Source organism: Cystobacter fuscus, from assembly GCF_002305875.1.
Classification (GTDB): domain Bacteria; phylum Myxococcota; class Myxococcia; order Myxococcales; family Myxococcaceae; genus Cystobacter; species Cystobacter fuscus_A.
Genome location: NZ_CP022098.1, coordinates 6,546,259 through 6,565,828, shown reverse-complemented (window position 1 = coordinate 6,565,828; position 19,570 = coordinate 6,546,259). Strand labels below are relative to the sequence as shown.

At 67.2% G+C, this 19,570-nt stretch carries 17 protein-coding genes; 8 read left to right on the top strand and 9 right to left on the bottom strand.

Annotated elements, in window-relative coordinates; all coding sequences use genetic code 11:
* Positions 1–311: 311 nt before the first annotated feature.
* Positions 312–3,077: an AbfB domain-containing protein gene (locus tag CYFUS_RS26785; RefSeq protein WP_095987813.1), complete on the bottom strand. Its 2,766-nt coding sequence runs from the start codon at positions 3,075–3,077 to the stop codon at positions 312–314.
* A gap of 262 nt (positions 3,078–3,339) precedes the next feature.
* On the opposite strand from CYFUS_RS26785, the gene CYFUS_RS26780 reads away from it, so the two are divergent.
* The 3 genes from CYFUS_RS26780 (at position 3,340) to CYFUS_RS26770 (ending at position 5,253) form a co-directional block, all read left to right on the top strand.
* Entirely contained in the window at positions 3,340–3,999 is a 660-nt protein-coding gene (locus CYFUS_RS26780; protein ID WP_095987812.1) for a MarR family winged helix-turn-helix transcriptional regulator, read from the top strand.
* Between the two features lie 94 nt (positions 4,000–4,093).
* The gene (locus CYFUS_RS26775) at positions 4,094–4,681 is read left to right on the top strand and encodes a protoglobin domain-containing protein (RefSeq protein ID WP_095987811.1); all 588 of its coding nucleotides are present in this window, start codon (positions 4,094–4,096) and stop codon (positions 4,679–4,681) included.
* Complete coding sequence (locus CYFUS_RS26770; protein WP_095987810.1) at positions 4,681–5,253, top strand: redoxin domain-containing protein; 573 nt, start codon at positions 4,681–4,683, stop codon at positions 5,251–5,253. The genes CYFUS_RS26775 and CYFUS_RS26770 overlap by 1 nt, the downstream gene beginning before the upstream one ends.
* Before the next feature lie 17 nt (positions 5,254–5,270).
* On the opposite strand, the gene CYFUS_RS26765 is transcribed toward CYFUS_RS26770, so the two are convergent.
* Together CYFUS_RS26765 and CYFUS_RS26760 are read right to left on the bottom strand one after the other, a co-directional pair.
* Positions 5,271–6,458 (bottom strand): sialidase family protein, encoded by a 1,188-nt coding sequence (locus CYFUS_RS26765; protein WP_095987809.1) that lies wholly within the window; start codon positions 6,456–6,458, stop codon positions 5,271–5,273.
* A gap of 82 nt (positions 6,459–6,540) precedes the next feature.
* Positions 6,541–7,458 (bottom strand): LysR family transcriptional regulator, encoded by a 918-nt coding sequence (locus CYFUS_RS26760; protein WP_095987808.1) that lies wholly within the window; start codon positions 7,456–7,458, stop codon positions 6,541–6,543.
* A gap of 59 nt (positions 7,459–7,517) precedes the next feature.
* Here CYFUS_RS26760 and CYFUS_RS26755 point away from each other — a divergent pair, with 59 nt between their 5' ends.
* The gene (locus CYFUS_RS26755) at positions 7,518–8,444 is read left to right on the top strand and encodes an SDR family oxidoreductase (RefSeq protein WP_332468292.1); all 927 of its coding nucleotides are present in this window, start codon (positions 7,518–7,520) and stop codon (positions 8,442–8,444) included.
* An 84-nt stretch (positions 8,445–8,528) separates the two neighbouring features.
* On the opposite strand, the gene CYFUS_RS26750 is transcribed toward CYFUS_RS26755, so the two are convergent.
* From CYFUS_RS26750 to CYFUS_RS26730, 5 genes are all read right to left on the bottom strand, one after another.
* Complete coding sequence (locus CYFUS_RS26750) at positions 8,529–9,788, bottom strand: cytochrome P450 family protein (protein WP_095987807.1); 1,260 nt, start codon at positions 9,786–9,788, stop codon at positions 8,529–8,531.
* Between the two features lie 108 nt (positions 9,789–9,896).
* Positions 9,897–10,805, bottom strand: a complete 909-nt coding sequence (locus CYFUS_RS26745) for a helix-turn-helix transcriptional regulator (protein WP_095987806.1) — start codon at positions 10,803–10,805, stop codon at positions 9,897–9,899.
* 68 nt (positions 10,806–10,873) lie between these two features.
* On the bottom strand, positions 10,874–11,932 hold the full coding sequence (locus tag CYFUS_RS26740; protein WP_095987805.1) for a hypothetical protein: 1,059 nt from the start codon (positions 11,930–11,932) through the stop codon (positions 10,874–10,876).
* A gap of 286 nt (positions 11,933–12,218) precedes the next feature.
* On the bottom strand, positions 12,219–13,475 hold the full coding sequence (locus CYFUS_RS26735) for a hypothetical protein (protein WP_095987804.1): 1,257 nt from the start codon (positions 13,473–13,475) through the stop codon (positions 12,219–12,221).
* Between the two features lie 129 nt (positions 13,476–13,604).
* On the bottom strand, positions 13,605–14,270 hold the full coding sequence (locus CYFUS_RS26730) for an O-methyltransferase (protein ID WP_095987803.1): 666 nt from the start codon (positions 14,268–14,270) through the stop codon (positions 13,605–13,607).
* Positions 14,271–14,362: 92 nt separating this feature from the next.
* Between CYFUS_RS26730 and CYFUS_RS26725 the strand changes: the two genes are divergently transcribed.
* Both CYFUS_RS26725 and CYFUS_RS26720 read left to right on the top strand, forming a co-directional pair.
* Positions 14,363–14,995: a TetR family transcriptional regulator gene (locus CYFUS_RS26725; protein WP_095992244.1), complete on the top strand. Its 633-nt coding sequence runs from the start codon at positions 14,363–14,365 to the stop codon at positions 14,993–14,995.
* 118 nt (positions 14,996–15,113) lie between these two features.
* On the top strand, positions 15,114–16,214 hold the full coding sequence (locus CYFUS_RS26720) for a citrate synthase (protein WP_095987802.1): 1,101 nt from the start codon (positions 15,114–15,116) through the stop codon (positions 16,212–16,214).
* Positions 16,215–16,828: 614 nt separating this feature from the next.
* Here the strand turns inward: CYFUS_RS26720 and CYFUS_RS26710 are convergent.
* The gene (locus tag CYFUS_RS26710) at positions 16,829–18,049 is read right to left on the bottom strand and encodes a M12 family metallopeptidase (protein WP_095987800.1); all 1,221 of its coding nucleotides are present in this window, start codon (positions 18,047–18,049) and stop codon (positions 16,829–16,831) included.
* A gap of 200 nt (positions 18,050–18,249) precedes the next feature.
* Here CYFUS_RS26710 and CYFUS_RS26705 point away from each other — a divergent pair, with 200 nt between their 5' ends.
* Positions 18,250–18,855: a hypothetical protein gene (locus CYFUS_RS26705; RefSeq protein ID WP_157758669.1), complete on the top strand. Its 606-nt coding sequence runs from the start codon at positions 18,250–18,252 to the stop codon at positions 18,853–18,855.
* A 42-nt stretch (positions 18,856–18,897) separates the two neighbouring features.
* Entirely contained in the window at positions 18,898–19,563 is a 666-nt protein-coding gene (locus tag CYFUS_RS26700) for an SDR family NAD(P)-dependent oxidoreductase (RefSeq protein WP_232536818.1), read from the top strand.
* The last annotated feature ends 7 nt before the right edge of the window (positions 19,564–19,570 follow it).

Sequence of the window (19,570 nt, the reverse complement as noted above, 5' to 3'; positions counted from 1 at the left end):
GCGGCGGATGCTCCACCGTGTTTCGCCGGCTCAAAGCCGCTGCTCGGGACGTAGACGCAGTACCTTGTCTGTCCAGTGGCAGGGAGAACGCTCCGGGAGGCGCTACTACACCCCACGAGCAACATGCATGTCAGCAGCGCTATCCCTCTTGGCACCTGGCGCCTCCATGCATGGGCTCCGCTCGCGAGGAGCCCCACGCGGGATTACAGGGAGGCCGTGCGGCCGAGTCAACCAAGGGACAGCGAACGCGAGGGGCGGAGCGGCCAGGGAGCCCTCGCGGTGTGGCGAGGGCTCCCTCGGGGGAATGTCACTCAGGGGGCCCAGGGGGCCACGATGCTCCAGGTCGAGTCGGCGTTGAAGCCGCCGGCCGAATCCCAGGTGCTCCCGTAGCCCGAGGCCGTCCACACCTCGGCGGCGTAGTGGCGGATGTAGCGGCCGGGGTAGTTGAAGGACTCGAACGACACCCCCGAGCCGGACAGACCCGGCTGGGCGCAGAAGGTGGCGTCCTGGTCGAAGAGCGCCGAGCCATCGCGGCGATCCCTCCGCACGCGGCTGCTCGAGTGCCTCAGGTACTCACCCGGGAAGTTGCGCGACTCGAACGAGTAGCAGCTCGACTCGGCCAGGCCGGGCACGAGCTTGAAGGTCGCGTCCTGCTTGAGCGTGCTGGAGCTGCCGCTGTTCACCACCTCGGTGTTGGCCACGCTGTCGATGTGCCGCAGGTAGCGGTCGGTGTAGCCCGACGTCGTCACCTGGAAGGACTGGAACGTGTTCGTGGGGACGTTCGCGCCGCTCTTCCACCACGGCGTCGCGATGGCCCAGGTCGCGTCCTGACGGAAGCCCGTGGTGTTCTCCAAGGCGTCCACCCAGACCTCGCCATTGCGGTGACGTACGTAGGAGCCGGGCTTGTTCTTGGACTCCAGCGACACGTTCCCCGAGCCATCCAGCGCGTTGCGCGCGCAGAAGGTGGCGTCCTGGTCGAAGAGCGCCGAGCCGTCCCGCGTGTCCCGGCGGATGCGGCTGCTGGAGTGGCGCAGGTAGCTGCCCGGGTAGTTGCGCGACTCGAACGAGTAGCAGGCGGCATCGGCCAGGCCGGCGACGATCTTGAAGGTCGCATCCTGCTTGAGCGTGGTGGAGCTGGTGTTGGTCACCACCTCGGTGGTGCCCAGGCTCTCGATGTGCCGCACGAAGCGGTTGGTGTAACCCGGCGTCGTCACCTGCAGGGCGCGGAACTGGCCCACGGGCAGCGGTCCCTTGTTGTTGAGCAGCTTCGAGGCGGCGATCAGATCCAGATGGGCCGCGCGAACCTGGTTGAAGTCCATCTTGAACACGGCCCGATCGTAGGTGTACAGGCCGTTCACCTCGTTCTCCACGTCGGTGATCTCCGTGTAGACGGACGCGCTCAGACCGGGGTTGTCGAGCAGCGCCCGCTGGCCCGCCATGAGCTCCAGGTAGCGCGCGGTGAGCGACGCGCTCGTGGTGTACAGGTCTCCATACCCGAAGCCATTGCCAGGGCTCCACTCGTGGCCGGAGATGCGCATGCCCAGGCCGCCGAACTCACCCAGCACCGCCGCGCGCGTGGCGGACGGAACCGGGGAGCCCGGGCCCTGGTAGACGTGCCAGTCCGCCAGGTCTCCGTTGCCACCGTCCACGGCGCCACAGCAGTTGATGCCGCTCATGTTGTCCACGAGCCGCGAGGAATCCCAGCCCTTCACCAGGTCCGCCAGCCGGGCCTGATCGTACTGACCCCAGCCTTCGTTCTGCACCACCCAGGTGATGAGGGACGGGGAGCTGCGGTGCTCGTCCACCATCTCGCGCAGCTCGCGCTCGAACTGGGCCTTGGCCGCCGTGGACGGCCCGGTCAGGGCCATGAGCGGCATGTCCTGCCAGACGAGGAGGCCGAGCTTGTCGGTCCAGTAGAACCAGCGCTGGGGTTCGACCTTGATGTGCTTGCGGATGAGGTTGAAGCCCAGATCCTTGTGCTTCTGGATGTCGAACTTGAGCGCCGCGTCCGTGGGCGCGGTGTAGATGCCATCCGGCCAGTAGCCCTGATCCAACGTGCCGAGCTGGAAGACGAACTGGCCGTTGAGCACCGGACGCAGCACGCCCGCCACGAGCTTGAGGCCCACCGAGCGCATGCCGAAGTAGCTCGTCACCTGGTCCACGACGGTGGAGCCGCTCTTGAGCGACACGCGCAAGTCATAGAGGAAGGGGCTGTCGGGGGACCACAGCTTGGGGTTGGGCACGGGGATGCGGATCTCCCCGTCCACGCTGCCCGTGGCGCTGCCCACCTGCGTGGAGCCATCGAAGGCCACGGCCTCGACCGTCTGGCCGGCGATTCCCGCGCCGCGCACCGTCAGGCGCAGGGCCGAGCCCGCCACGTCCGGCGTCATGTCCAGGCGGGTGATGCTCGCGGACGGCGTGGGCTCGAGCCACACCGTCTGCCAGATGCCCGAGGCGGCCGTGTAGAAGATGCCACTGGGGTTGTTGCGCTGCTTGCCCACGGGCTGTCCGCCCGCGTCGGTGGGATCATAGACACCGACGATGATCTCGTTGGTGCCGCCGTTGAGGGCGTTGGTGATGTCGAAGCTGAAGGCGTCGAAGCCGCCCTGATGGGTGCCGACGAGCTGGCGGTTGACGTAGACGGAGGCCTCCCAGTCCACGGCGCCGAAGTGGAGCTGGACGCGCCGGCCGCTCCAGGCGGCGGGCACGGTGAAGGTGCGGCGGTACCACATGCGGTCCTGGTGCCGCTTGATGCCAGAGATGGCCGACTCGATGGGGAAGGGGACGAGAATGCTCTCGGACAGGTTCTGGCCGAAGGGCGGCGTCTGGCCCGCGGTGGCGTTGCCGAACTGCCACTCGCCATTGAGGTTCTGCCAATCGGCGCGCACCATCTGCGGCCGGGGATATTCCGGCAGGGCGTTGCTGGGAGTCGCCTGCGAGGTCCACTGCGTCGTCAGCGGCGGCGTCTTGGGCGTCCAGGCGGCCTGCGCCCCCTGGGACGAGAACAAGCCACAAAGCAGGGGCAGCAGCCGTAGCGCCGTGCCGCCAAGATGTGTGCGTCGAGATGGTTGGGTCATGGGTGTCCTCCCACGGAGTCGACAGGGGGGAATTCAGCTGTCTCCGGGGCTGTGCCCATCTACACGGTTTCCCATGAATTAACATGAAGACAGTTATTTGAATTTTTCCCGGATTTATCCACTGAGGAACAATGGCGGATCCAGCGGCGAGGATGCCGCGTCGCGTCGTTCCGGGCGGCACTCAACGGCAGGGCCGGCGAGATCGGCGGGTGGGTGACCGGGTAGGCTTGCCAACTTAGGACTCCTAAGTTAGATCGAGACCATGACTGGGAAGCGACCGGAGTACTTCAACGAGAACAGCGAGCCGATCTCCGCGCGCATCGCGACAGGGCTGCACAAGATCGGGCTCGCGATGAAGCAGCAGGCGTGGCAGCAGGCCAATGGGGTGGGCCTGTCTGCCACGCAGGGGCAGATCCTCGCCGCGCTGGTAGCGCACGGGCCCCTCTCCGGTACGGAGCTGAGCGAGCGCCTCGGCGTGACGCTTCCCACCATCAGTGATTCCGTCCGCGTCCTCGTCGAGAAGAAACTCGTGACCAGATCCGCGGACCCGAGGCACTCGCGCGCCAGCCTCCTCACGCCAACGACGGAGGGCGCCGCACTCGGTGCTCGCGCGCGTTCGTGGCCAGAGTTCATGGCGGACGCGGTCGCTCATCTCTCCCCGGATGAGCAGCGCGCGTTCTTCGCCGGCATCGTCAAGATGATCCGGATGCTTCAGGAGCAAGGGCTCGTTCCGTTCACCGGCATGTGCGTGACCTGCACGCATTTCCGTCCGAACGTGCGCCCGGGCGCGTCGCCGCATCACTGTGCCTTCGTGGACGCGCCGCTATCGAGTGCTCAACTGCGCCTCGATTGCCCGGAGCAAGAGCTCGCGGCCGAGTCGGCGCGACGAGAGATCTGGGAGCAGTTCATGCGTCGCGGCTGACGCCATTTCGTCTCAGGCATGAGCGAACACGAATTCCGCGGCCATTCCGGCCGACGGCGACAGCGGAGCTTTGCTCCGCGAAGGAGAAGAAGAAATGAGCAACATCCCTGGCTATACCCATGGCACCTCGTCCGTTGCACGTTCACCTGTGTCCCTCACCGACTTCGAACAGATGAAGGCCAGCGTCCTGTTTGGCGAAGAGGACGTGAAGTACCTCCGCATGTCGCACGACATCGTGAAGGGGCGCGTCGAGGCGATCCTCGACGTCTGGTATGGGTTTGTTGGGAGTCAGCCGCATCTGCTCGCCTCGTTCAGTGGAAAGACGGACGGCAAGCCCCTTGGCGACTACCTTGGCCTCGTCCGCAAGCGCTTCGGCCAGTGGATTCTCGATACGTCGCGTGCCCAGTACGACCAGGCCTGGCTCGACTACCAGCACGAGATCGGCCTGCGCCACCATCGGGCGAAGAAGAACAAGACCGACGGAGCCCCCTCGACGGACATCGTGCCCTTTCGGGACCTGTTCGCGCTCATCTTCCCGGTAACCTTTACCCTGCGTCCCTTCCTGGCCGAGCAGGGCCATTCCGCGGAGGACATCGAGAAGATGTCCGCGGCGTGGCTCAAGTCATCCCTGTTGCAGGTGACGCTCTGGGCCCACCCCTACGTCAAGGACGGGGACTTCTAATGACGTTGCGCCCCGCACCCGCGTGGCGGACGACCGCCTGGCTCAACACGCCGGAGCCGCTCACTCTCGAGCGACTCCGCGGCAAGGTCGTCCTCCTCCACGCATTCCAAATGCTCTGCCCTGGATGCGTCGCCCACGGCATTCCACAGGCACAGCGCGTCGCTGAAGTCTTCGCGGGCGCGCCGCTCGTGGTGATCGGGCTGCACACGGTCTTCGAGCACCACGAGGCCATGAAGATCGAGTCCCTCCGGGCGTTCCTCCACGAATACCGGGTGAAGTTCCCGGTGGGCGTGGACGCACCGGGCGAAGCCGGCGATCCCATCCCGCGGACAATGAGCGCGTACGCGATGCGGGGAACGCCGACGACGGTATTGATCGACGCGCAGGGACGTCTTCGCCGGCAGATCTTCGGTGTTCACGACGACCTGCTGCTCGGCGCCGAGCTGCAGACCCTGCTACTCGAGGCTCATTCGGGACCAGCGTTGGGTGTGCAGCAGTCCACGACCCAGGTGCTTCCCACCGCGGCCTGTGACGACAGCGGCTGCGCTGCGCCTTCGAATGAGGAGCGCTGACGGGTAACCCATGCGCCCTACCGCTGCAGGACACGATTTCCGCCCAGCGCGTCGATCACCACGATGACGTCATTGGAGGCGCGCTCGAAGAGGCCCGGCGTGTAGTTGCGCGAGGTGGCGGTCCACACGGGGCTCGGGGAGGACCAGGTCTCGAAGTTGCTGGTCGTGCTCACGTACCCGACATGGCAGTTGCGCTGATCCGGAGGGGCGCTCGCGAGGTCGGGCGCTCCCGCCTTGTCCTCGTCGGTGCAGAAGGCCACGCCCACGGGGCCGTTGCCCACGCGGATGGCGAAGGGCACATAGGCGTTGTAGCGCCGTCCGGAGCCCGGATCGATCCGGGACTGGTAGACGGTGCGGCGCAGCGAGTCATCCCACGTCTTGCCTCCGTCCCAGGACTCCACGGCGTTGACGACGTTGGCGTGGGCGCCGCCCGTGGGGAACGGCTCCACCCCCTCGGTGACGGCCATGAGGCGATCTCCCCCGAGCTGCACCACGGTGGCCATGCCCTCGCGGTTGAGCGCACCGGCCCGCTTGTCCCGCGACACGGCCACCACGCCGTACGCGGTCCACGGCCCCGTGGTGCCACGGCGACCCTGCATGGCGATCCATTGGTGGCCGGGGTAGCCCCCCTGCGCGGCGAGCGGCTCGGAGTCGTAGTACACCTGCAGGTCGCCGTTGGCGCGCTGGAACAGGAAGGGCGCCCCGACGAAGCGGGACTCGGGGCCCACGACGGTGCTGTCGTAGACCCAGCTGTCCCCATCGTTGTCACTCCGGGTGACGGTGATGCGGAACTGCCCGTTGGCGAACTCGCGGAAGGCGCAGAAGACGGTGCGCGTGCCGGGGATGGCGTGCATCGTCACGTCGCCGAACTCCACGGCGGGATTGTTCGCGACGGAGCCGTGGACGGACCAGGTCGCGCCGTTGTCGCGGCTCGCCCAGACCGTGATGCCATGGCCCGTGCTCGCCCCGCCCAGCAACACCCCATCCGCGCGGCGGGTGATGCTGCGAATGGGGGCGCCGCCATTGGCCATCAGCACCCGCCAGCCGCCTGCCGGGAGCGCCTCCTCGAGCCGGGCGCTCGACGTGTCGCGCTCGGGGGGAGCATCGGGACCGCAGGCCCAGAGCGGCAGGGCGAGCAGGGTCAGCGCCATCGGGCGCGAGAGGGGCCAGCGGGCACGGCGGGACTTCGCGGCGGTTGGGAGCATGGCGGTAGCGTGCAGCGGATGAACTCCCGGAATCAAGGACATCCAGTCTAAACCGGATAATTGGACGCGGTCGTGGCACCGCTCAGACGTCTGCATCACGCGTCACGTCGACGACGAAGTCGAGGAATGCCCGGACCTTGGCCGACATGAGCTGCGCCGAGTGGTGGTACGCGTAGAGCGGGTACGTCTCGTCGGCCCACTCGGGCAGCACCTGCACGAGCCTGCCGTCGGCGAGGAACTCGCGCGCGTGGAACTCGAGCACCTGCGCGATGCCTTGCCCCGCGAGACATGCCGCTAGCATCGGACCGAACTGGTTGACCATCAGCGGGCCGCTCACGTCGACGGGCACCACCTTCCGTCCGTGCACGAACTCCCAGCCGAAGTGGCTGCCAGTCGATGGATCGCGCATCAAGATGCAGCGGTGCTTCTCGATGTCGCGGGGATGGCGTGGTGCTCCGTGCCGGGCGACGTACTCCGGGGATGCACACGTGACGATGTGCGTGCGCATGAGGAGTCGCGCCTTGAGCGCGGAGGGCTCCGGGTTGCCGAGGCGGACGGCGACGTCGAAACCCTCGCGGACGAGGTCGCCCATGCGGTCGCGCGCGACGAGCTCGACGAACAAGTCGGGGTGCTGCTCGAAAAACGGCTGAAGGCGCGGCGTGAGCACGAGCTGCGCCGTACCGGGGTCGACGTTCACGCGCAGACGCCCGCGCACTTTGGCTTTCGAGTCGCCCGCTTCGCTCGTGGCCTCTTCGATGGCGCGGAGGTGCGGTGCGATCGCTTCATAGAAGCGTCGACCCTCCTCGGTGAGCGAGATGGAGCGCGCGGTGCGCCGGAACATGCGAACGCCGACGCGCTCCTCGAGGCGCGCCACCGCGCGGCTGACGGCGGGCTGCGTGAGCCCGAGTGCTTCGCCCGCACCGACGAAGCTCCCGGCTTCCACCACCGCGCGGAGAATGCCGAGGCCGTCGAGCACCTGCCTGTCGAAGTGACGAGACATACTTCTGTGCATACTTAGCATGTCGAGCGTGCTGATTGTGATGGCCTTCGAATCGACGCATGGTGGTCAAAACCACAAAGGACATCGTCATGCGCGTCTTCGTCACGGGAGCCACGGGCTTCGTTGGCTCGGCAGTCGTTCAGGAACTTCTCGCCGCGGGGCACGAGGTGCTCGGCCTCGCTCGGTCTGACGCCGGTGCCGCGTCGCTCACGGCCATCGGCGCCTTCGTGCAGCGCGGAGCGGTCGAGGAACTCGACAGCCTCGAGAGCGGCGCGGCAACGTCGGATGCCGTCATCCACACGGCGTTCAACCACGACTTCTCGAAGTTCAAGGAGAGCTGCGAGATCGACAGGCGTGCCATCGAGACGCTGGGTGCGGCGCTCACCGGAACGACGCGCCCGCTGATCGTCACGTCGGCCGTCGGCGTGCTGCCGAAGGGCGTGCTCGGGACCGAGGAGACGGCGCCGGCGTCCGGGGCCGCGGCGCATCCTCGCGCGGCGACCGAAGAGGCCGCCGACGCCGTCGCCGCGCGCGATGTGCGCGTCTCGGTGGTGCGTCTGCCACCGTCGGTACACGGCGACGGCGATCCTCACTTCGTGCCGACACTGATCAAGCTGGCGCGGCGAACGGGCCTCTCCGCGTACATCGACGACGGCGGCAACCGCTGGCCCGCCGTGCATCGGCTCGATGCCGCGCGGCTCTATCGACTCGTGCTCGAGACGCGACCTGGCGGGGGGCGGTACCACGCGGTCGCCGAGGAGGGCATCCCGCTCCGCGACATCGCCACCGCTATCGGCCATCGCCTCGGGGTGCCGATTGTCGGCAAGCCTCGCGGCGAGGCCGCGCAGCACTTCGGTGGCTTCGTGAACTTCGTGGCGCTCGATGTCCCGGCCTCGAGCGCGAGAACGCGCGAGCAACTCGGGTGGAACCCGAAGCAGGTCGGCCTCCTCGCGGACCTGGAACAGGGCTGCTACTTCGCGGCGTGAAGTCGGCGATGCCGTAGCACAGGCCGTTGGCGGGCACGGGGTGCCCGCGGTGCCATTGGGGTCCGCGAGTTCCGCGGTCCGTTTCTACGCGGCGGACCGTTCAGCCGCCGAGCTGGCCGGCGATACGGAGAGGGGCAGTGCCTCCAGGCCGCGCAGGCCGATGTTGGGACGCCAGCGCAGCTTCTCCGCGGGCACCGCCAGCTCGAGGCGCGGGAAGCGTTGCAGCAGCGCGGGGATGGCGACCCGGGCCTCCAGCCGGGCAAGCGGCGCTCCCAGGCAGTAGTGGATTCCGTACCCGAAGGACACATGGCGGTTCGGGCTGCGGGTGATGTCCAGCTTGTCCGCGTTCGGGAACGCCGTCTCGTCCAGATTCGCCGAGGCGATCAGCAGGGTGACCGCGCTGCCCTTGGGGATGCGAACGCCCGCGATCTCCACATCCTCCTTGGCGAAGCGCGGCGCCACCTGTCCCACCGGGTTGGTGAAGCGCAGCATCTCCTCGATGGCGCTGTCGATGAGGTCGGGCTGCTCGCGGAGCTTCTGGAGCTGGTCGGGGTGCCGCACCAGCGCCAGCACGCCGTTGCCGATGAGGTTCACCGTCGTCTCGTGCCCGGCGAAGAGCAGGAGGAAGATCATGGAGATGAGCTCGTCCTCGCTGAGCCGGTCCCCGCCTTCCTCGGCCTGCACCAGCGCCGTCACCAGATCATTCCCCGGCTGCTCGCGGCGCAGGTTCACCAGCCTCCGGAGGAACCGGTTCAGCCGGAGCATGTGGGGGTAGTTGCGGATGAACGCGATGGGGCTCACCGACGAGGGATCCAGGACCTTGGCAATCAGCTTGCGGAAGTTGATGCGGTCGGGCTCGGGGACGCCGAGCATTTCCGAGATGACGGTCAGCGGCAGGGGCAGCGCGAACTCCTCCATGAGGTCCACGACCGGCTTGCGGACGGCGGCATCCAGCAGCTCCTCGGTGATCTGCTCCACCCGCCCGTTCAGGTTCTCGACCATGATGGGGGTGAACGCCTTCTGGACGAGGTTGCGCAGGCGGCGGTGATCCGGCGGATCCTTGAGCACCATGCTGGAGACGAGCAGCCTCAGGATGGCCGGCATCCACCAACGGTCCATGGACGTGCCGCCGGGGACGTTCCGGCGGTCGTTGGCGAACCGGGGATCCTTGAGGACGCTGACGACCTCCTCGTACCGGGGGAGGACGAAGCCCTCGCCGTAGAGGGCAGTCGAGTGGAGGACCGGCCCCAGCTTCCGCAGCTTCGCGTAGACGGGGATGGGATTGGCCCGCGCCTCCGGGCTCTCGAACTCGCGCTGAAGGTTGACGCGCACTGCCTCCACCATGTGGAACCCACCTGTCCTTGGCCCCTGGGCGGGGCGGTTTGGGGGGTAGTTATGCGCGGGGGGCCCGGTCAGCACCAGGGCCCATATTGCGGTGAAAATTGACCGGGTTCAGCGGCCCTGCTGGCGGTGCCGCTCGCGCCAGGCCCGGGGGGTCATCCCGTGCGCGCGCCGGAAGCCGCGGACGAACGAGGTGACGTCCGAGTAGCCGACCTGGCTGGCGATGGACTCCACGCTCGTCGTCGTCTCCAGCAGGCGGCGCCGCGCCTCGGCCATGCGGTGCTCGCGGAGCCAGTCGCCCACGGTCAGCCCGGTCTCCTCGCGCACCGCCGTGGCGACGTACGAGGGCGTCCGGTCCACCGCCGCCGCCACGTCCGCCAGCGAGATGGGCTTCAGGCTGTGCGCCGCGACGAAGGCGAGCACGTCCTGCACCAGCCTGCCCGGCGACGGCAAGCGCCCAGAGGCGTGCTCGCGCGCCTCGCGCCGGAGCTCCGTCAGCAGCAGCATGAACAGGGCGCGCGCCGCGCGTTCGAAGTCCCACTGCCGTTCGCGCAGCTCCGTGTCCAGCGCGGCGATGAGGTGTTCGAGCCGCTGGCGCCGCGCCTCACCGATCGCGAGCCTGAAGGACCATCGGGAGGCCAGGCTGCTCGCCAAGCCCGCCACCGACGGCCCTCTTGTCACCGGGGCGTGGTTCGGCGGCTCCAGCTCCAGCGAGCCCAGCAGCGTGGGGTCGAAGGCCACCAGCCAACCCTCCAGCTCGCCCACGTTGAGGGCGTGGATCTCCACCCCCGCGGGGATGAAGTGGAGCTCCCCCGGGCGCGCGTCCACCTGCTCGAGGTGGCGACCGTGTCCCTTGCCGCCGGTGACGAGGAAGAAGAGGGCGAAGGTGGCGACCACCGGCTCGTGCGAAGACGAGAGCGTGCGGCTGGCGATGCGGCTCACGTGGAGCGGGAGACCCCGGGCGCCGAGTGCCGCCAGCGTGAGGATCCGGGGTCGCGGCTTTCGGGGTGGGTGCGGCATGGAAGCAGCCTACGCCGCGCGGGGGCGCGGTGCGCGGCAACCTCTATGGGTGTCCTCCCGGCGTGGGGTCAGGGCAGCTCCTGGGCGATGCCGCCATAGGGCTTTCCCATCCCATCCTGCGTGCTGCTCACGCGCAGCAGCACCAGGTGCGACTTCGCGTTGAGCACGTCGGGCGACTTCCAGGCATTGGAAAAAAAGGTGTCGGGCCGCAGAGTGACCTTGAGCGTCTGTCCGGGAGCAAGGCCCCGCTCGCCGAAAGAGGTGAAGAGGTTCTCGGATGAGGCAACTTCGGATGTCTCCTCCTCCTCGCCTGTCTTGATGACGGGCGTGGTCTGGCCATCGATGTACAGCTGTGCCTGGATACTGGCATTGGAGAGGGTGCGCTCGCCGATGTTGGTCACGTCCAACGTGATGACCGGCTGGGTCCTGCCGAAGTTGCCGCGCCCGATGGCCACCTTCACGTTCCGCAGCGCCAGCGCCTGGTTCCCCGCGCCAGCGCTCACTCCATCGCGCAACGCGGCGGTGAAGTCCACGGTATCGGCCGCTTTCAAGGCCGGGGCGGAAGACGCCGACGCGGTGTAGAGAGGGGTCGTGCTGGGCAGGCTCGTGAACGGGGGCGCCTCCACGTCGAGGGAGTGATTCATGCCGTCGGCCACGCTGGTGTTTCGGATGACGAGCTGCCAGCGCCTGGCGTTGAGGACGTCTGGCACCACCCAGGCGCTACTGAAGAACGTATCCGGGGTCACCGTGTTCGTGGTTGCCTCGCCCGGCTTCAGCCCCTGAGCTCCAAACGACAGGAACAGTGTTCCGCCGTGCGAATCGTGTTCATCCACCACGGGCCCGGGCTGGCTGTCGATGAACAGACGCGCATCGTAGCTCGCGGAGGAGAGTGTCTTCGTCGACGTGTTCCTCACCGTGAGCTGGATGCGCGGCTTGGAGCTCCGAGAGTTGTTCCCGGTGATCGCCAGTGAAAGTTTCTCGACCTTGAGCAGGGGCGAGTCCAGTGCTACGTGTTCTCCCTTGGCGAAGAGCGCCTGGCCATTGTCCGAAGGCGCTTGGACGGTGGTGGGCTGCGTGCTCTCTTCCTTCTGCTCCTGGGCGGTGGTGGGCTGCGTGCCCTTCTTCATCCCCGCTTTCTTGGTCGAGGCAGCTTCCGGCGCGGGCTGCGTCGACGCCGCCTCCGCGAGGTGCGTTGAGGCAGTGTCCGCGGGCTTTCGCGTGGCGGGGGCCGGGCTCCGCGCACACTGAGAGGCGATCGCCACGCACACCACGGCCGAGACGAGGGCCAGCTTGCCGAGGGTGTCCCCGGACTTTCCGCACCGCATCCTGGACTGAGCTGGTGCCGCGGGCCCCGCGGCGGAACGGTCTCCGTCGCGGGGCGGCTCCTTCGGGCGCGTGGGGCTGGAAGGCGCCTCAGTGCGGCTGATACAACTGGTAGGAGAACGCGTAGATGGAGTCCGATCCCAGGAGGGCCGCGGTATCGGTCGAATAGACGTCCACGTAACCCCAGTCCCAGTAGTGGCCGCTCACCCAGTTGTCGTAATAGTGCAGACCATAGCCATACGGCACGAGCACGGAGGCCGTGAAGTAGCCAAAGACATCCGCGACGACGTCCTTACGGCTGATGTTCGTGATCCCCTCCGTCTGGAACACGACGGAGACGCGGGCGAAGCTGGCCGCCTGCTGGTTGCTGTCGAAGGCCTGCCCAGTCACTATCAGCTCACACCCCTCCTTCGCCCGGAAACGCATTCCATACCCGTAGTTCACGGGATGGGCGTCACTGGCCCAGCAGGGCTGGATGTAGGACAGGGTCCCGATCCGGCTCGCCACCGAGGGAGACAGTGACAGCGTATAGCTTCCCGTTCCACTGGAGGAGGCGATCCGGAAGTAGTACGTGCCGGGCGACAGGGAGAGGCTGTACGTGCTTCCTTGGGAACCGCGACCCATGCTGCCCAGGTTGGAATTGAAGATGTCCAGGAAGAAGGTGCTCCCCGCGGTCTGCCCGTCCAGTCTCACGCGCAGGTTCGTCTGGGTGGTGACCTGGTAGGCGACCCAGTCCTGGTCATAAACGTTGTCGATCGTCCGCTGGAGCGTGGGCAAGCCCGATACGGCCCGGGCCTGGGTCACGTTGTCATCGGGCTCGGCCGAGTCCGGGTTGGGCGAGAACGTCGCCAGCAGGTAGAACGGGGCGGTCGCCGACGAGCCCGCGTAGGAGGTGACGCGGATGAAATAGTAGCCTCCCGGGCTGGCCGACAGGCTGAGCTGCTCGGTCGAGCCCGGCCCGTACATGGAATCGAGCTGGTTCTCCAGGTACCCCGTGGACGCATTCAGACTGAACACGCTCAAGTCATAATCAATGGTCGTGTCGTTCGGGGGCACCACGAGGGTCGTGAGCTTTCCGGCGGAGGGCGTATAGACGTAATACCAGTCCTCCTGTCCCACGGCGGTGAGGTAGTCGCCGTAGACGGTCTCCAGGTTGATGGCAATGGCCTGACCCGGATCGTGATTGTTGGCGGCCAGGGGTGACATGAGCGCGGCACTCGCGGAGAGAGTCTTCATCCCCTCGGGAGGCGCCACCGGTACACGCGGCACCTGGGAAAGCGGCTGCTCCGAACCACAGCCCAGGACGGCCATCGAGGCACAGAGAAACGCCAGGATCTTTCTTCGCATGTCTATTCTTTCCTTGATCATCCGGTCTCGGCGGCGGGTCCCCCCCCCTGCCTCGACGGGATGCGTGGCTAGATAGAGCCGCGCCGCTTCATCTGTCAAATCTTATCGTGCATGGGCTCAGTCTCCTCTTCAACCGAGCCGCATGGACAGCTCGACATCTTCGGCGAACGGCGTGGACAGGTAGCCCGAGGCGGGCGAGCGGACGCGCGCCAGGTAGTCGGGGCTGAAGTCGGCGTTGTCGGCGATGATGAGCGCGCCCGGCCTGAGGCGGCTCTCCACCCGGTCCAGGATTTCGGGATAGAGCGCCTTGGCGCCGTCGAGCAGGAGCAGGTCGATCGTTTCCGGGAGATCGACGGCCAGCGTCCGCAGCGCGTCTCCCTCGCGGATCTCCACCAGGTCGATGAGACCACCGGCCGTCAGGTTCTCGCGGGCGCGCACCACCTTGGACGGCTCGAACTCGCTGGTGATCAGACGGCCGCCGCCATTGTCACGCAGTGCCGCGGCGAGGTGCAGGGTCGAGATGCCGAACGAGGTCCCGAACTCGACGATCGTCCGCGCGTTGCGGCTCCGCGCCAGCATGTAGAGCAGGGTGCCCGTCTCTCGTGAAACCGCGAGCGGAAAATCCTTCAGGCGCCCATAGAAGTCCAGGTAGTCGGTCTTGCTACGCATCCGCCTGGCCCGTTCTTCGCTGGAAAGATCGGCGAAGAACGGGCTCGTCGTCGGCGACGTCGAGGCGGCCTCTTCGAACAACCGATCCAGCAGCGGTGCGAGCGGGGAAGTGGTGAGGGTGGTCATGCATGTCTCCGGTTCAAGGTGCGTTCGTCGTTGAGCTGGATTAGAATGCGACGAATCCGTCAGGTTTCCTATTCGCATTGCCGTGCCCCCACATGACCGACCGCAAGAACCCCGGGATTTCCTCACGAAAACAGCCTCAACAGGCCCGCTCGACCCAACTCGTCGCCGCGATCCTGAAAGCCGCGGCTCAGGTTTTGGCGAAGGAAGGCGCGCGGCGCTTCACCACCGCGCGGGTGGCCGAGCGGGCCGGCGTCAGCGTGGGCTCGGTGTACCAGTACTTCCCGAACAAGGCGGCGATCCTCTTCCGGCTGCAGAGCGACGAATGGCGGCAGACGTCCGAGCTGCTGAGCGGCATCCTCGAGGACGTCCGGAAACCGCCGTTCGAACGGCTGCGCCTCCTTGTCCACGCTTTCATCCGCTCGGAATGCGAGGAGGCCGGGATGCGCGTGGCGCTCAACGACGCCGCCCCTCTTTATCGCGATGCGCCCGAGGCGCGGGAGGCGAGGGCGTCGAGTGACCGCAGCGTCCAAGCCTTCATGCGGGAGGTGCTCCCCGAGGCCACGAAAGCGACGCGTGCATTGGCCACCGAGCTGGTCACGACGACGCTCAGCGCGGTGGGAAAGGATTTTTCGGAAAGTCCCCGGACACCCGCGGAGATCGACGCCTTCGCCGGGGCCATGGCCGATATGTTCTGCGCCTACCTTGAACGCCTCGGGAATCGTTGAAGCAGCCGCCAGCACTCGCCGCCCACCTCCACTCCTCTCCCTCTTTACATGTCGATTGTCGAATCGAGTTTCGAGCCCGGAGGGCGGAAATTAAAGCTTGCCTCGGAGGGACACGAACATGGACGCGACGCAGGCTGCGGTGCAGGCGGGTCTCGAGGGCGTGGTGGTGGCCGAGACCCGGTTGAGCGAGGTGGACGGCGAGCGGGGGAGGTTGGTGATTGCCGGCGGGGACGTGGAGTCACTCGCCGGAGCGATTTCCTTCGAGGAGGTGTGCGCGAGGCTCTGGGCCCCGTACGCGAAGGGGGCCTTGCCTCCGTCGCTCCAGGCGGCCCTGGGCGAGGCTCGGGTGCGCGCCTTCGGGTTGCTCGAGCGGGGAGGGGATGCGTTGGAGGCGCGGGACGCGATGGACGCGCTCCGGGCCGCGGCGGCCCACGTTCCGGCGCACCCGGGCGAGGAGCTGGACACGTTCGTCCTGCTGACGGGCGCGCTGGCGGTGTTCACCGGCGCCTGGGCGAGGCGCGGACGCGGCCTGCCACCCGTGCGTCCGGATCCCTCGCTCTCGCACGCGGCGGATCTGCTGCGCATGGTGACGGGCGAGTCCCAGCCCGAGCGGGCGGCCGGACTCGAGGCCTACCTGGTCACCGTGTCCGACCATGGGCTGAATGCCTCCACGTTCACCGCGCGGGTGATTGCCTCGACGGGCTCGGATGCGGTGTCGGCGGCGGTGGGGGCCATCGGGGCGTTGAAGGGACCCCTCCACGGAGGCGCACCCGGGCCGGTGCTGGACATGCTGGACGCCATTGGCGCTCCGGAGCGGGCCGCCGCGTGGCTCGAGTCGGAGCTGCGGGCCGGGCGCCGCATCATGGGCATGGGCCACCGCATCTACCGGGTGAGGGACCCGCGCGCGGCGGTGCTGGAGCGCGCGCTCGAGCGGCTCGAGCAGCGGGGCTTGAAGACCGAGCGGCTCGCGCTGGCGCGAGCGGTGGAGCGCGCGGCCGATGAGCTCCTGCGTCAGCGCTACCCGGACCGGCCGCTGCGCGCGAACGTGGAGTTCTACACGGCGGTGTTGCTCGATGCGGTGGGGCTGGAGCGCTCGCTGTTCCCGGCCGTGTTCGCCTGCGGCCGGGTGGCCGGGTGGCTGGGCCATGTCGCCGAGCAGCGGGCCACCGGCCGGCTCATCCGCCCCGCCTCCCGCTACGTGGGGCCGATGCCGGGCTGAGTGGGTCGCAGACGTTGAAGGGCCCCGGCGACGGAGGTGAATGTGCGGCCGGCGAGGGTCATGTCGTCAACGTGTCGAGCGTGTTCGGCCTCATCCGAGTGTGCCGCCTGGCCTCCCGGCCAGGAGGAGTTGGTGCTGCTCTCCGGCGGTCACGACGGGGTGATACTCCTGATGATCTTCGCCATGTGGACGCTGCCGATGCTCGGCGCGCCCATGTGCAGCGACCTCATCCAGACAGAATCACCTGGATCGTGTTCCCGAGTAATGCGGAGCGCCTCCCCGAGGACTTCTTCCTGACAGTGGACGCAAGAGGACGGCGTGTCACATTCACCAACCTTGAGCACCTCGACCGGCTGGAGGCATTGCTCCGCGAGCACTGTAAGCGCCCCCCTCGCGGACGGACCCTCGGTGTCGGCTGGTCCCCCCGTCGCCGGGGCCGGCCAGCCGGGCGTCCGTGAACCGGCGCGAGCCTCGGCAAGAAGGCCTCGGGAATCGTTGGAGCAGCGGCTGCATCCGCCCCTGACGGAGCGAGAGCGCGTGCAGGGCCGCGGATTGAAGTCCATGCACGCGGAGATGTCACTGACCCGAGAGGAAAAGGGAAGCGTCGCGGCGCCTCAGAACCGGGTCCACTTCTGGGCGGCCGAGCGGTTGCAGTCCCAGATCTGCACCGCGGTTCCCAGGGCCGTGCCCGCGTCGGACACGTCCAGGCAGAGATTGCTCCCCAGCGCGCTGCGCACCTCTCCGCCGCTGATCGTCCATTTCTGCGCGGCCGTCCCGTTGCACTCCCAGATCCGGACCCGAGTGCCCGGCGTCGTCTTCGCGTCGGACACATCCAGGCAGCGGTTGGGAGCGAGGGTGCTGCGCAGCTCCCCACGGACGGTCAGGAACCATTCCTGCGCGGCCGAGCCATTGCACTCCCAGATCTGCGTGAGAGTCCCCTGTGCCGGGTTGCCGTCGGAGACGTCCAGGCAGCGATTCCCGGCCACCCCGCTGCTGAAGCGGGCGCGCGGGCTATAGAGCGACTCCGCGCCACGGGTGTCCCCATCGGACAGCGAATCTTGCCGCCCGAGGCTCCCTCCCCCATCCCTGCGGACGATGGTCGGCTGGCCATTGGAGGAGAAGGCGTAGGCGTCGTAGTGCATGATGGAGCCATAATCGTAGGGGCCCAGGTCCATGCCATCCGCTCCCTGCTGCGCGTAGGTCTGGAAGTTGTGCTGCGTTCCGGACTGGACGTTGCCCCAATTGATGATGATGTGGTTGTCCCGGTCGGCACGGCTCTGCTCGTGCCAGAGGCCCACGGCATGTCCGATCTCATGGATCGCGGCGGTCAGGCCGCATCCACTGGCCAGGTCCACCGTCTGCTCGCCCCCCATCCTGCCGACGTACGAGCTACAGCCAGAACCCGGCCGGAACCGCAGGTAGTCCGCTTCCGTCGTGCGCGGCTTGAAGCGCAAGGAGGTCTTGGATTCCCAGTGGCGGATGGCGGACGTCACCCGGCCGCTGTCGGGCAGGCCCGCATCGATGACGTAGGGGACAGTGGCCCCCGGCCAACGCGAGTACGTGTCCGTCCGGGCCACGGACTGGCCGCTTCGGGTCGGCGCCTCCCGCAGGTCGAGCAGGATGTCCCCCTCCAGTACAGCCATTCCGTCGATCTTCTCGTAGGTGACCGTCTGGAACCCGAGTCCCGGCAACGCCACCCGGGCGGTCACCACTTCACCTGACCTTCCGGGGAAGGCCTGCTCAGTCTCATGGGAGAGACCACAGCCGCCGAGCAGCAGGGCGCTCAGCGCGGAAGTACTCATGGACAGACGGGCGAATCGATGATGACGGCTCATGTGGGTTGTACCTTTTCGTGGCGGCTCGGTTCGGGTCGAGCGTGAAAGGACCCTAGCAGGAAGCCACGAAGAAGAACCGCAATACGAGCAATACGTGTAATACATGTATAGAATAATTATCCGGTGTCCCTGGACCCGGCGGGGGAGCACCCGTTGGGGAGCGTCTTGACCTCACTATTCTTGTCTGTTATCGGACGGTGGTGTCTATCCAACATATCGACCATATCACCTACGTGTCTGCGTTCGAGGACGAGAACGACTTCATCGCACGATGGGGCTTGCTTGGCTTCAAGGAATACGTTCGCGTCCACACCCCGCGATATCCCGCGGCGCATATCGCGCTGGCGAGTGGCGATGATCCGAACTTTCCATGGGCGATGATGACGGGTCTCTCGGTCAGTGACGATCCGAAGTCGGCCATCAACCTGTTCATCCAGCGTTACGGCGCGGGACCGCAGCACGTGGCCTATAACATCGGGCCCGAAGAGGACATGGAAGAGCTCCACCGCAAGCTGGTTGCCCGCGGTTGGCGCTTCATGACCGAAGTGCTCACCTACCGAGACAGCACGGGTGCTGGAATTCGCCAGATGTTCGTGGCGCCCCAGGTTCCTTACGGTCCCTTCTCCGAGCTCGTCCAGCGGATTCACGGTCCGTCTGGTCAGCCCTTCGACGGGTTCGATACCACCAATATCGACAACCTGTACGAGGCCTATGTCGACTACAGCGTTCATCTGGACAACCGGAAGTCCGCGGTCCGGGTCGGAACGGCAAACCCTCCTGGCAGCAGCCTTCTCACTCTCGGATAGGGACTCAGGATGAGCGGACGATTGAGTGGACGCAGGGTACTCGTGACCAGCGCTGACCGGTATGCCGGCCCGCCGGTCTGCGAGCTCTTCACCAAGGAAGGGGCCGAGGTCATCGCCGACACGACCGACTACCTCGACCCCAAGGCCCCCCAGCGGGTCGTCGACGCAGCGGGAAGGATCGACGTGCTCGTGACCAACTTCGCGGGTCCCCTGAGGATCACGCCCTATTCAAAGATGCTCGGAAAGGTCCAGGACTTCGTCGACGAAGACTTCCAGGCCTACCTGGACGAGATCGTCTGGCCCATGGTCCGCTTCGTTCGCGCGGTCGTTCCGCAGATGATCGAGCGGCGCTCCGGCAAGATCGTGGCCTTCACCAGCGCCGTTGCCGTCCGGGCCATCCCAGGGCTGGCGGTCTACTCCGCGGCACGGGGTGCCCAGAACGCCTTCGTCCTGGCCACCGGCGCGGAGGTTGCCCCCTACAACGTGCAGTTCAACGCCATCGCCCCGTCGTACCTGGAGAACGTCACCTACTTCACTCCAGCGATGCTCGCCGAGCCTGGAATGCGCGCTTCGCTCGTGGCCAACATCCCGGCCGGCCGGACCGGCGAAGGGTATGAAGCCGCCGAGCTTGCTCTCGCGCTCTCCACCGATGCCAGCAACTTCATGGCTGGACAGGTCATCTCGATGGCCGGAGGCTGGTGCATCTGAGGCGGTG

What these genes read in the sequence shown, in the direction of transcription:
- CYFUS_RS26785 (WP_095987813.1), bottom strand. Translation starts at nt 3,077, where the DNA reads ATGACCCAACCATCTCGACGCACACATCTTGGCGGCACGGCGCTACGG.
- CYFUS_RS26780 (WP_095987812.1), top strand. Translation starts at nt 3,340, where the DNA reads ATGACTGGGAAGCGACCGGAGTACTTCAACGAGAACAGCGAGCCGATC.
- CYFUS_RS26775 (WP_095987811.1), top strand. Translation starts at nt 4,094, where the DNA reads ATGAGCAACATCCCTGGCTATACCCATGGCACCTCGTCCGTTGCACGT.
- CYFUS_RS26770 (WP_095987810.1), top strand. Translation starts at nt 4,681, where the DNA reads ATGACGTTGCGCCCCGCACCCGCGTGGCGGACGACCGCCTGGCTCAAC.
- CYFUS_RS26765 (WP_095987809.1), bottom strand. Translation starts at nt 6,458, where the DNA reads ATGCTCCCAACCGCCGCGAAGTCCCGCCGTGCCCGCTGGCCCCTCTCG.
- CYFUS_RS26760 (WP_095987808.1), bottom strand. Translation starts at nt 7,458, where the DNA reads ATGTCTCGTCACTTCGACAGGCAGGTGCTCGACGGCCTCGGCATTCTC.
- CYFUS_RS26755 (WP_332468292.1), top strand. Translation starts at nt 7,518, where the DNA reads ATGGTGGTCAAAACCACAAAGGACATCGTCATGCGCGTCTTCGTCACG.
- CYFUS_RS26750 (WP_095987807.1), bottom strand. Translation starts at nt 9,788, where the DNA reads ATGGTGGAGGCAGTGCGCGTCAACCTTCAGCGCGAGTTCGAGAGCCCG.
- CYFUS_RS26745 (WP_095987806.1), bottom strand. Translation starts at nt 10,805, where the DNA reads ATGCCGCACCCACCCCGAAAGCCGCGACCCCGGATCCTCACGCTGGCG.
- CYFUS_RS26740 (WP_095987805.1), bottom strand. Translation starts at nt 11,932, where the DNA reads ATGAAGAAGGGCACGCAGCCCACCACCGCCCAGGAGCAGAAGGAAGAG.
- CYFUS_RS26735 (WP_095987804.1), bottom strand. Translation starts at nt 13,475, where the DNA reads ATGCGAAGAAAGATCCTGGCGTTTCTCTGTGCCTCGATGGCCGTCCTG.
- CYFUS_RS26730 (WP_095987803.1), bottom strand. Translation starts at nt 14,270, where the DNA reads ATGACCACCCTCACCACTTCCCCGCTCGCACCGCTGCTGGATCGGTTG.
- CYFUS_RS26725 (WP_095992244.1), top strand. Translation starts at nt 14,363, where the DNA reads ATGACCGACCGCAAGAACCCCGGGATTTCCTCACGAAAACAGCCTCAA.
- CYFUS_RS26720 (WP_095987802.1), top strand. Translation starts at nt 15,114, where the DNA reads ATGGACGCGACGCAGGCTGCGGTGCAGGCGGGTCTCGAGGGCGTGGTG.
- CYFUS_RS26710 (WP_095987800.1), bottom strand. Translation starts at nt 18,049, where the DNA reads ATGAGCCGTCATCATCGATTCGCCCGTCTGTCCATGAGTACTTCCGCG.